We start from the raw sequence: 11,941 nt of genomic DNA on the forward strand, positions 1-11,941 counted from the left end.
CGGCGAAGGTCCTCGACAACCCGTACACGTACACCGACTATCGCAGCGACGCCACCCACCGCCTCTGATCGGCCCCAGTATCGGCCGCTGTGCGGGAGGCAGATGAGGTGGGCGGAGACGTCCTGGAGCAGGGGCGCGCCCAGGGGGCCCGGACGCCAGCGGGTGGGCTCGGCGAACCGGTCGATGTCCTTGCGCGCGAACCTGGCGGCCAGCTCGGCCTGGTCGCTGGCCAGGACGTTGACCGCGAAGTGGTCCGCGTCGCGCAGCCAGGGCCAGGTGGTGGAGGACTGGTCGACGTAGAACGAGACCAGGGGCGGGTCGAGGCTGACGGAGGAGAAGGATGTCGCCGTCAGCCCGACGGGGATGCCGTCGTTCTGGGCGGTGATGATGACGACCCCGGCGGCGTGTACGGCGAGCGCCCGGCGGAACCCGTCGGCGTCGACCGCACTCCTCTCCGGCTCCTCCGCGCTCGACCGCGCTTCCGGGGCCGGGCGCGTCGCAGGCACCGCCGGCGCCTCGGACGCGTGCCCATTGCGGAGGTCGGGGGCGGCCCGGCTCCCCGATGCAAGCGACGGGTCCGAACCCGGGCGAGGGTCCTGGGTCGGGCGGGGGTCCCTTCCCGGACGGGGGTCTGAGGTGCGGCGGGCGTCCCGGGCCTGGCGGGCCTCTCTGGCTCGGCGGGCCTCCCGGGCGGCCACCGTCTCCGTCACGAAAGCGCCCCTTCCTTGAGCACAGCGGTCACCTGCGGCGCCACACGATCGGCCCACCCCGCCACCACCTCTCCCAGCTCCGGAATCTGCGACTCCAGCACCGCCAGTCCCGGTGTCGGCACGAAGGCGCCCAGTTCCACCAGCAGCGGGCGCAGGTGCACCTCCACCGCCAGCGCATGCTTGGGATCCCCCATGACCAGGAGCGGCAGCGCCGCCGTGCCCGCCAGCGCGTCCGGTGGCAGGCGGTCGAGGAACGACTTCAGCAGCCCCGTGTACGTGCCCTTGTAGGTGGGGCTCGCCACGACGACGACGCTCGCGCCGGTCACCAGTTCCAGGGCCGCGCGCACGTCGGGGTGCGCGACGGGTGAGAGCAGGTGGGGCGCGAGGCCCGACAGGTCCACGACCTCGTACGCCTCCGAGGCCGCACCCAGGCGGTCGCCGACGGCCTGGGCCGCGGTGGTGGCCACCGAAAGGGTGCGGGAGCCGGGCCGGGGGTTGCCCACGAGGGTCACGATGCTCATCGCGTCACCGCCACTTCGCGCCGTCCGCCGGCGGCGTAGCGGGACGGGGGTCTGGGCAGGCCGTAGTTCTCGCGGAGCGTGCGTCCCTCGTACTCGTACCGGAACAGGCCCCTGATCTGCAGCTCCGGCACCACGTGGTCGACGAAGTCGCTCAGGCCGCCGGGCAGGATCGGCGGCATGACGTTGAACCCGTCGGCCGCGCCGGCCAGGAACCATTCCTGGAGCTGGTCGGCGATCTGCTCCGGCGTTCCCGCGACCACGCGGTGGCCCCGGCCGCCCGCCAGGCGGTTGAGGAGTTGCCGGACCGTGAGGTTCTCGCGCCTGGCCAGGTCCACGACGAGCTTGCGGCGGCTCTGCGCGCCCTCCGTCTCCACGGGTACGTCGGGCAGGGGCCCGTCCAGCGCGTCCTCGGTGAGGTCGATGCCGGTCATGTGGGAGAGCTGCGCCAGCCCGTACGCGGGGATGATCAGGTCCTCCAGTTCCTTCTCCAGCCGCAGCGCCTCGCGCTCGGTCGAGCCGATGATCGGCGAGATGCCCGGCAGGATGAGCACGTCCTCGTGCCGCCGCCCGTAGGCGGCCAGCCGCCGCTTCAGGTCGGCGTAGAACTCCTGCCCTTCCCGCAGGGTCTGCTGGGCGGTGAAGACGGCCTCGGCGTAGCGGGCGGCGAAGTCCTTGCCGTCCTCCGAGGACCCGGCCTGGACCAGGAGCGGGTGGCCCTGGGGCGAGCGGGAGGTGTTCAGGGGGCCGCTGACCGAGAAGTGCTCCCCCGCGTGCTCGATCGGGTGGATCTTGCCGGTGTCGGCATAGTCGCCGGCGACGCGGTCGCCCAGGATCGCGTCGTCCTCCCAGCTGTCCCACAGCTTCCGCGTGACCTCCAGGAACTCGCCGGCCCTGGCGTAGCGGTCGGCGTGCGAGGGCCGGACGATGCCGAAGTTGCGGGCCTCGGCCTCGCCGGCGGAGGTGACGATGTTCCAGCCGGCCCGGCCGCCGCTGATGTGGTCGAGCGAGGCGAACTTGCGGGCCACGTGGAAGGGCTCGTTGTACGTCGTCGACACGGTGGCGATGAGGCCGATGTGATCGGTGACGGCGGCCAGGGCCGACAGCAGGGTCAGGGGTTCGAGGCCGCCGAGCGCGTTGTGCCGGACGGCGTGGCGGACTCGGCCACTTCGGAAGTCGCCGTGCAGGGCCACGCCGTCGGCGAGGAAGACGGAGTCGAGCTTGCCGCGTTCGGCGATCCTGGCGAGCTCCTGGTAGTGGCGGACGTCGGTGAGGCGGGCGGGTTCGGTTCGGGGGTGTCTCCAGGCCGCCTCGTGGTGGCCGACGCCCATGAGGAAGGCGTTCAGGTGGAGCTTTCTCGTCAAGTGGTCCTCCAGGTGGAGAAGCGGCGCTCGACGCCGACCAGGAGCAGGTTGAACAGCAGGCCCAGTACGGAGATCGTGATGATTCCCGCGTACATGTCGGGGATGCGGAAGCTGGACTGGGTGTCGAGGATGAGATACCCGAGTCCGGCCTTGGCGCCCACCATCTCGGCGAAGAGCAGGACGAGGATCGAGTACGCGCCCGCCAGCCGCACCCCGGTGAAGATGGTGGGCACGGCGGCGGGCAGGATCACCTTCTGGAACAGGCGGACCGGGCCGAGGCCCATCGACCTGGCCGACTTGATGAGCAGCGGCTCGACGGTCTTCACGCCGCTGATCGTGTTGAGCAGGATCGGCCACGCGCACGCGTACAGCACGAAGGTGACCTTCGTCGTCTCCCCGATGCCCAGGATCAGCGTGAACACCGGCAGCAGCGCCACCGCCGAGGTGTTGCGGAACAGCTCCAGCAGCGGGGTGAGGAAGTCGGCGACCGGCTTGTACCAGCCGATCAGCAGGCCGAGCGGGATCGCCAGCACGATGGCCAGGCCGAAGCCGGACAGCGAGCGGGCGAGGGACGCCTCGAGGTGCTCGGGAAGCCGGCCGCTGACGAGGAGGTCGTACCAGGCGACGAGGTTCTCCGAGAGCGGCGGGACGAAGACGGGGTCGACGACGCCGAGCCTGGGGAGCACCTCCCAGGCGGCGAGGAGGAGCAGGATGGCGGTGGAGTTCGTGACCGCCCGCCTGAGCCACCGCCCGCCGGAAAACCGCCGGCGCGACGGCTCCGTCAAGGCCAAAGCCGAGGTCGGAGCCGGAGTCGGGGTCGGGGCCGGGGTCGGGGTCGGGGCGGCCTCGTCGTACTGGTGGACGTCGCCGGGGAGCAGTTTCTGGTCAGCCACGACTGGTCGCCACCTTCCGCTCCAGCACCTGCGCCGCCGCGACCTCTTCCCGCAGCAGCCCCCATACCCGGTGCCGGTATTCCCCGAACGCCGGATCCGCCCGCAGATCTCCCTCGCGCGAGGCGAAGCGCACGTCGATGACCTCCTTGATCCGCCCGGGCCGGGAGGTCATGACGGCGACCCGCTGCCCGAGGTAGACGGCCTCGTCGATGCCGTGCGTGATGAACACGACGGTCTTGCCGGTCTGCTCCCACACGTGCACGAGCTCCTCCTGGAGGGACTCGCGGGTCTGCGCGTCCAGGGCGGCGAACGGCTCGTCCATCAGCAGCACGTCGGGGTCGAACGCGAGGCTGCGCGCGATGGCCACCCGCTGGCGCATGCCGCCGGACAGCTCGTGCGGATAACGCTCCTCGAACCCGGTCAGCCCCACGAGCGCGAGGTGCTCGCGGGCCTGCCGCGCCCGCTCCTTCCTGGGCACGCCCTTGGCCTCCAGCCCGAACTCGACGTTGGACCGGGCCGTACGCCAGGGGAACAGCGCGTACTGCTGGAAGACGATGCCCCGGTCGAGCCCGGGCCCGGTCACCCGCGCGCCGTCGATGAGGATCTCCCCGGACGTCGGCGCGGTCAGCCCGGCGATGAGGTCGAGCAGGGTGGACTTGCCGCAGCCGCTGGGGCCGACGAGCGTGAGGAACTCGCCCTCACGCACGTCGAGGTCGATGCCGGACAGCGCGGTGAACGGCTGGTCGGCGTCCCTGACCTGGAACGTCTTGGCCACGTTCCGGATGCTGATCTTGGTCATGACCCGCTCCCGCCGGCATAGGGGTTGAACTCGTTGGTGTAGAGGTCGGAGACCTTGACCTGGCCGGGCTTGATCTCGCCCTCGCGCTCCAGCCAGCCGGTCCAGGTCTTGAACTCCTGGTCGGCGATGACACCGCCCTTGGCGGCGATGCCGGTGCTCTTCCAGAACCGCACGGCGTCGGCGCTCTCGTTGCGGCCGCGCTTGGCGATGATCTGCTGGAACTTGGCGACGACCTCCTCGCGCGAGTGGGTTTGCGCCCACTCGATGGCCTTCGCGAAGCCGGTCACGAACGTCTTGACGGTGTGGGGGTTGGCGGCGATGAAGTCCTCGCGGAGCACGACGGACCCGGCGGTGAACGGGCCGAACAGGTCCACGTCCTTGAACAGGGGGCGCAGGCCGCCGCGCTCCAGCGCCTTGTCCCTGAGCACGCCGCCGAGGGTGCCGACGTCGAGCTGCCCCTGGCGCAGGGCCTGCTCGGTGTTGACCGGCGGGATCACCACGAGCTGGACCTGCTTGACCTCCTCGGGCGTCAGCCCTTCGCGCTTGAGGTACTCCTTGATGACGGCCTCGTGATGGGCGCCGAGGGTGTTGACGCCGATCTTCCTGCCGATCAGGTCCCGGGCGGACCTGATCGGGCTGTCCTCTTTGACGTAGTAGCCGTTGTAGGTGGCCTGGTCGGAGCCGTAGTAGCCGATCACGGCCTTGATCGGCGCCTTGGCGGCCTTGAGCTTGACGATGGCGCCGTTGAAGGCGCCGCCGAAGTCGGTCTGCCCGGTCGCGGCCGACTGGATGTCCTGGGGGCCGGAGGTGGTGTTGCCGACCCACTTGAGCTTGACGTCGCCGAGATAGCCGAGCTGCTCGGCCAGCTCGGGGAAGGTGACGTTGCCGGCGCTGCCCTGGTAGCGCAGCACCTTCACCTCTTGTTGGGGGTTCGCCTGGGCCGTGCCGCAGGCCGCCAGGAAGGCGGACATCAAGGCGGCCAGGAGGGCATGTCTGGTCTTGATCACGTTGTTTCCTCTGAGGGGAGAGAGGGGGGTTCAGCGGTACGTGATCAGCGACACTGCGCGCTGGCGACGTGGCCGAAGTCCACGTGCGGGCGCCGGGTCAGGTAAAGGCCCATACCCACGAAACTACGTTCCCCGGTCCCTAAAGTCAACTTTTCCTACTGGACATACATGAATTACCGCCAGGCGTCCGCGAGCAGCTCATACGAGCGGACGCGGTCGGCGTGGCCGTGCGTGATGGTGGTGATCAGCAGCTCGTCGGCCCCGGTGACCCGCTGGAGCACCCGCAGCCCGTCCGCCACCGCCTCCGGGTCGCCGACGAACTGCGTGTCGAGGCGGTCGGCCACCAGCTTCCTGTCCTCCTCGCTCCACGCGTGGGCGTCGGCCTCCTCCGGAGTGGGGTACGGCATCGCGCCCTGCCCGGTGCGGATGCTGCGCACCCACAGGCCGTAGGGCTTGGCCAGCTCCCGCGCCGTGGCCGCGTCCCGCGCCACGACGACGTCGGCGGACACGATCACGTACGGCTCCTCCAGGACGTCGGACGGCTTGAACGCCTCCCGGTACGCCTCCACCGCCTCCAACACACTGGCCGGGCTGACGTGGTAGTTGGCCGCGAACGGCAGGCCCCGCTCCCCCGCCACCTGCGCGCTCTGGCCGCCGCTGCTGCCCAGGATCCACACCTCGACGTCCGCGCCCTCGCCCGGGATCGCGTGGGCGCTCCGCCCGTCGGCGGAGGTGTAGGTGCCGGCCAGGAACGCCTGGACGTCGTCGAGCTGGTCGGCGAAGTCCGGTGTCTCGGCGCCGGGCTGCTGGAGGAGGGAGGCCTGGACAGCGAGGTGCGGCGCCGCCCTGATCAGCGCGGAGAAGTCGAACGGGGGCGGGATGAGCAGCCCGTCCACCACCCTCGCCTCGGAAGGAGGAGGCTCCGGGGGACGTTCCGAGGGGCGGGCGAGCTCGGCGCGGCGCTGGCCGGAGCGGCCGAGGCCCAGGTCGATGCGTCCCGGATGGGCCGCGTCCAGGAGGCCGAACTGCTCCACCACCGCCAGCGGCGTCTGGTGGCCGAGCTGCACCGCCCCCGAGCCGACCCGGATCCGGCCGGTCGCCGCGGCGACCAGCCCGATGAGCACGGCGGGCGCCGAGCCGGCCACGCCGGGCGCGAAGTGGTGCTCGGCCAGCCAGTACCGGTGGTAGCCGAAGGACTCGGCCCGCCGCGCCAGGTCGACGGTGTTGCGGATCGCGTCCCGGGCGGTCCCGCCGGAGGGGATGGGCGCCAGGTCGAGGATGGACAGGGGGACCGTCATGAGGAGCCTCCGGGGAACGGGAACGGCCTGCTGGGTATCTCCTTGCGCAGCACCGGAGCGATGTCCGACTGGAACAGCTCCAGCGCCGAGCGGTGCTGCGCGTCCGTCAGCCCGTCGGCGTCCGCGTGCAGGTGCATCACCTCGTGCCCGAACCGGTCGTGGTAGCGGCGCACCTTGTCGATGATCTGCTGCGGGCTCCCGACCAGGATGGAGCCGCGCTCGATGGCGTCCTCCAGCGAGTGGAAGACGAGCGGCGCGCCGTACCGCTTGAAGGTCTCCTGGCGGGCCTCGAAGATCGGCCGGTACGTCTCGATGGCCTCCTGCGAGGTCCTCGCGGCGTAGTAGCCCGCGGTGCCCGCTCCGACCAGGGCTTCGGCCGGGTCGTGCCCGTAGTGCGCCCACCGCTCCCGGTAGTGGTCGATCAGCTCGGCGTAGGGCTCGATGGGGTTGGTGACGTTCGCGGAGAAGAGCGGGTCGCCGAAGCGCGCGGCCAGGTCCACCGACTCCTTGCTGGTGGCGCTGCCGTGCCAGACGCGCACCGGCCGCTGGAGCGGGCGCGGCCAGGTCTCGGCCTCGGTCAGCGACGGCCTGAATCGCCCTTCCCAGGTGACCTTGTCCTCCCGCCACAACCTGCGGAACAGCTCGTACGACTCGCGGTTGCGCTCCCACTGGTCCTCGGCGGTGACGTGGAAGAGCTGGGCCTGGGCGGCGCCGTTCCCCTTGCCGATGATCAGTTCGAGCCGCCCGCCGGACAGGTGGTCGAGGGTGGCGTAGTCCTCGTACGCCCGGACCGGGTCCAGCAGGCTGAGCGTGGTGACCGCGGTGAACAGCCGGATGTGGGAGGTCCGGGCGGCGATGTGGCTGAGCACCACGGGCGGGGAGGAGGAGATGAACGGCCGCTCGTGCCGCTCCCCCACCCCGAACCCGTCGAACCCGAGCTCCTCGGCCAGGACCGCGTTGGAGACGACCTCGCGGAATCGCTCGTTGGTGGACGTGCGGCCGTCATGAACGATCAAGGTGATGGCCAGAAATTTCACGCAATGTCAACTTTCTGGGAGGCGTAACGGTTGATCGCGCGCGGCAGGCCGAGGTGCCCGCGCAGGGTGGCGGCCTCGTACCGGCTCCTGAAGGCGCCGCGCCGCCGCAGCTCGGGGACCAGCTCGCGGGTGATCGCCGCCAGGTCGTGCGGCACGGCGCCGGGCCGCAGCCGGTACCCCTCGATCCCGGCCTCCTGCCAGTCCAGCAGCAGGTCGGCCAGCTCGGCGGCGGTGCCGGCGAAGGTGTACGCGTCCGATTCGGGCGGCGCGGCGAGCCCGTCGAGCCGGTCCTTCCGGCCGGCCGCGTCATCGCCGACGTGGACGAGCAGGTCGGCCAGGATCCTGAGCGGGTGCCCGTCCCTGGGACGGCTCCTGACCTGCTCGACGATGTCCCGCGCGTGGTCACGGCTGTGCGGGGTGACGAGGACGACGTCGGCGGCGCGGGCGGGCAGCTCGTACGGCACCGGCGACCCGCCGTGGTCGAGCACGGTCACGACCGGCTGCCCCTGCGGCGGCCTGGGCGTGATCGACGGCCCCTTGACGGAGAACCGGGATCCGGCGAAGTCGATGTAGTGGAGCTTGTCCCGGTCGACGAACCGGCCGGTGGCCACGTCGCGGATCTCGGCGTCGTCCTCCCAGCTGTCCCACAGCCGCCTGGCCACCTCCACGGCGTCGGCCGCCTCCGCGAAGAGGTCCGCGATGAGCCCCCGGGCCCGCTCGTCGGGCTCCCACCGGCCCGCCGTGTCCCCTTTGGGAATGAGCGCCGGGATCTCCCTGCGGCCGAAGTGGGCCGCCTCCCAGGCGCGGGCCGAGACCTGGACCCGCCACCCGGCGCGCCCCAGGCTGACGTGGTCCAGGCTCGCGATGCCGACGGCCACATGGAACGGCTCCGTGTGCGTCGTCGTGGCCGTGGGCACCAGCCCGATGCGCGTGGTGAGCGGCGCGAGCGCCGCCGCGAGCAGCACCGCGTCGAACCGGCCGCGCACCTGGTCGGTGCGGTCGTCGGGCCCGTCGAGGCCCGAGGACTGCAGGCCCAGGGCGTCCTCGATGGTGACGAAGTCGAGCAGCCCGCGCTCGGCCTCGGCGACCAGCCCGGCCCAGTGGCGGGCGGTGAACAGCTCCCGCGCGTTGAGGGCGGGGTCCCGCCAGGCGGCCGGATGCCAGCCGGCGCCGTCGAGCGCGACGGCCAGGTGCAGGGGTGCCCGCGTCATGCCGCGCCTCCCAGCCCGAGGTGGTCGCGGAGCGTGGCGCCCTCGTAGTCGGTACGGAACACGCCGCGTTCCTGCAGCAGCGGCACCACCTCGGCCACGAAGTCGTCCAGCCCGCCCGGCGTGAGGTGCGGGACCAGGACGAACCCGTCGGCGGCGTCCGTGCGCACGAACTCCTCGATCTGCGCGGCCACGGTCGCGGGCGAGCCCACGAACGACTGCCGCCCGGTCATGTGGATCACCAGTTCGCGGATGCTCAGCTCCTTCTCCTCGGCCACGGCCCGCCATCGCGCCGCCACGGCGACCCGGTCGGCCACCTGCACCCGGCCCTGGGAGACGCCCTGCTCTACGGCGGGCTCCACGTCGGGCAGCGGTCCTTCGGGGTCGTAGGCGGACATGTCCCGGCCCCAGATCTGCTCCAGGAAGGCGATCGCGGTCTGCGGCCCCACCTGCTGGCGGCGGATCTCGGCGGCGCGCTCGGCCGCCTCGGCGTCGGTGTCGCCGAGCGCGAACGTCGCCGCCGGCATGATCTTGAGCTGGTGCGGCTGCCGCCCGTACGTGGCCAGCCGGCGTTTGACGTCGGCGTAGAAGGCCCGCCCCTCCTCCAGCGTGCCGTGACGGCTGAAGATGACGTCGGCGTTGGCCGCGGCGAACTCCCTGCCCTCGTCGGAGTCCCCCGCCTGGATGACCACGGGATGGCCCTGCGGGCCGCGCGGGACGTTGAAGCGCCCCTCGACGGTGAAGTGGCGGCCCCGGTGGCTGACCGCCGAGACGGACCCGGGCCGTAGGAACCGCCCGCTCTCCTGGTCGGCGAGCACGGCGTCGGGCCGCCAGGAGTCCCACAGCTCGCGCGACAGCCGGACGAACTCCTCGGCCCGCGTGTAGCGCTCGGAACGATCCAGGTAGCCGCCGCGGCGGAAGTTCTCGCCGGTGAAGGCGTCGGAGGTGGTGACCACGTTCCAGGCGGCCCGGCCCGCGCTGAGGTGGTCGAGCGTGGCCAGCCGCCTGGCCAGCTCGTACGGCTCGTTGAAGGTGGCGTTGACGGTGGCGGCCAGCCCGAGGCGCTCGGTGACGGCGGCGAGCGCGGCCAGCACGGTGAGCGACTCGGGGCGGCCGACCACGTCCAGGTCGTGGATGCGGCCCTTCAGCTCGCGCAGCCGCAGGCCCTCGGCCAGGAAGAAGAAGTCGAACTTGCCCCGCTCCGCGGTGCGGGCCAGGTCGGCGAACGACTCGAAGTCGATCTGGCTGCGGGAGCGGGGGTCGGTCCAGACGGTGGTGTTGTTGACGCCGGGGAAGTGCGCGGCCAGGTGGACCTGCTTCATGCGACCTTCTCGGTCATGATGTGCTCCTTGGCTTAATACCCAGTTAAACAGTAGGAAAACTGGGTATCGCTGTCAACGGAGCGCGGAAGCAGGCAGCGGGATCGCCGGGAACGGATTGTCGGGCAGCAGGATGACGCGGCGCGGATGGTCGGCCTGACCTGCGGCGTCGAGGTGGAGGAGGGCGGCGCCGATGCCGGCCGCGCCCACCATGTAGCCGGTGTCGGCCGTCACCTCGCCCGGCCGCAGCCGCCGGTAGGCCTGGTACCAGCGGTAGCCGCGCCCGTCGTGGTCGGTGGCCCGGCCGATCAGGTCGGTGGCGAGCCCGCGGGCGTACTCCAGGTGGGACTCCTCCCCCGTCGCCGCCCACAGCCCCACGAAGAACTCGATGAGCCCGGCCGTCCCGCAGCACTGGCAGGCCACGTTCCAGTAGCCCTCGGTACGGCGGCGCGGCACTCCGCTCTTGACGATGCCGCTGGCCAGCCGCTCCACCCACTCCAGGTCGCCGGGGTCGCCCCCCACCCGGTACAGCTCGTAGAACATCCTGGCCACGCCCGCGGAGCCGGAGCAGAAGCCCAGGTAGTGCAGCTCCCTGGCGTGCGGCACGTGGTGCGGCACGACCGCGCAACCGCCGGCCACGACGCTGACCTCGCGGACGAAGGCCGCGCCGCTGCGCGCGGCGAACAGGAAGCGCTCGTCGCCGGTCACCCCGTACAGGCGGGCCAGCAGGAACGCGGTCCCGGCCGTACCGGCGAGGAAGCCGGGCGTGACGGCGTCCACGGGCAGGTCGGCGCAGTCGCCGAACCGGTGCCCGGGGACGGGCAGCCGGGCGATCCGCAGGCCCGCCTCGACGGCCGCCTCCTCGTACGCGGGCACGCCCAGGTGGGCGGCGGCCCGCAGCAGCCCGAGGATGACGCCGCCCTCGCCGCGCTGCGCGGGATCCCGCGACCACCCGACACCGCCCTCGGACTCCCGGCCCCGGCGGACGATCACGTCGGCGATGGCGGCGGCCTCGGCCTCGAACGCGCCGTCGCCGAGCACCCAGCCCGCCTCCATGAGCGCGACCATCGTGCCGGTCAGCCCGTGGTAGAGGGAGACGTCGTCCTGCTCGCGCCAGGTGGCGGCGAGCCTGCGGGCCCCCTGCCTGGCGTCCTCCAGGTACGCCTCGTGGCCGGTGGCCGCGGCCAGTTCGAGGAAGAACAGCACGACGCCCGCCGCCCCCGAGTAGAGGGACGAGGGCTCGGAGGTGACCGCCGACCCGCCGTGCGGATCGGGATTGGCCAGCCAGCGCCTTCCGTGCTCGTCGTCGGCCGCGGCGGATCTGATCCATCGCCCCGCCAGGATGGCGGCGGTCAGCGGGGAATCGGCTCGGGCGCTCGACGCGCGGATCCTGTCCAGACTCACCCGTCCATTATCCCATACACTTGGTAGGAAATTCAGGAAAGCCGGGGAACCGCCGCGACCAGTTCCCGCGTGTACGGGTGCCGGGGGCGGGTGAACACCTCCGTCACGTCGCCCTCCTCGACCACCCGGCCGTCCTTCATGACCAGGACCCGGTCGCTGACGTGGTGCACCACGCCGAGGTCGTGGCTGATGAACAGCATGGCAGTACCGTACTCGGCCTGGATCTCGGCGAGCAGGTCCAGCACCTGGGCCTGGATCGAGACGTCGAGGGCGGAGACCGGCTCGTCGCAGACCAGCACGTCGGGGCGGGGTCCGAGGGCCCTGGCGATGGCGACGCGCTGCCGGCCGCCACCCGCGCGAGCTGTCGGGCGGCCAGCGGCAGCG

Annotated in this window: 12 protein-coding genes; all 12 read right to left on the bottom strand. The window is 71.9% G+C overall.

The genetic code is table 11. The features are described from left to right. The coding region (locus tag ACWDX9_RS51530; RefSeq protein WP_449969021.1) for a flavin reductase family protein at window positions 1-506 on the bottom strand (506 nt) is incomplete at its 3' end. Window positions 507-706: 200 nt separating this feature from the next. Then, window positions 707-1,231 (bottom strand): NADPH-dependent FMN reductase, encoded by a 525-nt coding sequence (locus ACWDX9_RS51535; protein WP_449969024.1) that lies wholly within the window; start codon window positions 1,229-1,231, stop codon window positions 707-709. Next, window positions 1,228-2,592, bottom strand: a complete 1,365-nt coding sequence (locus ACWDX9_RS51540) for an LLM class flavin-dependent oxidoreductase (protein WP_449969027.1) — start codon at window positions 2,590-2,592, stop codon at window positions 1,228-1,230. Before ACWDX9_RS51540 ends, ACWDX9_RS51535 begins: the two co-directional genes overlap by 4 nt. Continuing rightward, on the bottom strand, window positions 2,589-3,485 hold the full coding sequence (locus ACWDX9_RS51545) for an ABC transporter permease (RefSeq protein ID WP_449969029.1): 897 nt from the start codon (window positions 3,483-3,485) through the stop codon (window positions 2,589-2,591). The genes ACWDX9_RS51540 and ACWDX9_RS51545 overlap by 4 nt, the downstream gene beginning before the upstream one ends. Then, complete coding sequence (locus ACWDX9_RS51550; RefSeq protein WP_449969032.1) at window positions 3,478-4,284, bottom strand: ABC transporter ATP-binding protein; 807 nt, start codon at window positions 4,282-4,284, stop codon at window positions 3,478-3,480. The genes ACWDX9_RS51545 and ACWDX9_RS51550 overlap by 8 nt, the downstream gene beginning before the upstream one ends. Beyond that, window positions 4,281-5,291: an ABC transporter substrate-binding protein gene (locus ACWDX9_RS51555; RefSeq protein ID WP_449969035.1), complete on the bottom strand. Its 1,011-nt coding sequence runs from the start codon at window positions 5,289-5,291 to the stop codon at window positions 4,281-4,283. Before ACWDX9_RS51555 ends, ACWDX9_RS51550 begins: the two co-directional genes overlap by 4 nt. A 173-nt stretch (window positions 5,292-5,464) precedes the next feature. Next, on the bottom strand, window positions 5,465-6,589 hold the full coding sequence (locus tag ACWDX9_RS51560) for an LLM class flavin-dependent oxidoreductase (protein WP_449969038.1): 1,125 nt from the start codon (window positions 6,587-6,589) through the stop codon (window positions 5,465-5,467). Then, window positions 6,586-7,626: an LLM class flavin-dependent oxidoreductase gene (locus tag ACWDX9_RS51565; RefSeq protein ID WP_449969040.1), complete on the bottom strand. Its 1,041-nt coding sequence runs from the start codon at window positions 7,624-7,626 to the stop codon at window positions 6,586-6,588. The genes ACWDX9_RS51560 and ACWDX9_RS51565 overlap by 4 nt, the downstream gene beginning before the upstream one ends. Then, window positions 7,623-8,837, bottom strand: a complete 1,215-nt coding sequence (locus tag ACWDX9_RS51570) for an LLM class flavin-dependent oxidoreductase (RefSeq protein WP_449969043.1) — start codon at window positions 8,835-8,837, stop codon at window positions 7,623-7,625. The genes ACWDX9_RS51565 and ACWDX9_RS51570 overlap by 4 nt, the downstream gene beginning before the upstream one ends. Further along, entirely contained in the window at window positions 8,834-10,156 is a 1,323-nt protein-coding gene (locus ACWDX9_RS51575; protein WP_449969046.1) for an NtaA/DmoA family FMN-dependent monooxygenase, read from the bottom strand. Before ACWDX9_RS51575 ends, ACWDX9_RS51570 begins: the two co-directional genes overlap by 4 nt. A gap of 72 nt (window positions 10,157-10,228) precedes the next feature. Beyond that, window positions 10,229-11,557: a lanthionine synthetase LanC family protein gene (locus tag ACWDX9_RS51580; protein WP_350736869.1), complete on the bottom strand. Its 1,329-nt coding sequence runs from the start codon at window positions 11,555-11,557 to the stop codon at window positions 10,229-10,231. A 32-nt stretch (window positions 11,558-11,589) separates the two neighbouring features. Further along, window positions 11,590-11,941, bottom strand: a 352-nt coding sequence (locus tag ACWDX9_RS51585) for an ABC transporter ATP-binding protein (protein ID WP_449969048.1), incomplete at its 5' end; no start/stop codon positions are given.

Source organism: Nonomuraea sp. NPDC003201 (assembly GCF_053590415.1).

Coding starts and splice junctions, on each gene's coding strand:
- ACWDX9_RS51535 (WP_449969024.1), bottom strand. CDS start 1,231: ATGAGCATCGTGACCCTCGTGGGCAACCCCCGGCCCGGCTCCCGCACC.
- ACWDX9_RS51550 (WP_449969032.1), bottom strand. CDS start 4,284: ATGACCAAGATCAGCATCCGGAACGTGGCCAAGACGTTCCAGGTCAGG.
- ACWDX9_RS51560 (WP_449969038.1), bottom strand. CDS start 6,589: ATGACGGTCCCCCTGTCCATCCTCGACCTGGCGCCCATCCCCTCCGGC.
- ACWDX9_RS51570 (WP_449969043.1), bottom strand. CDS start 8,837: ATGACGCGGGCACCCCTGCACCTGGCCGTCGCGCTCGACGGCGCCGGC.
- ACWDX9_RS51575 (WP_449969046.1), bottom strand. CDS start 10,156: ATGAAGCAGGTCCACCTGGCCGCGCACTTCCCCGGCGTCAACAACACC.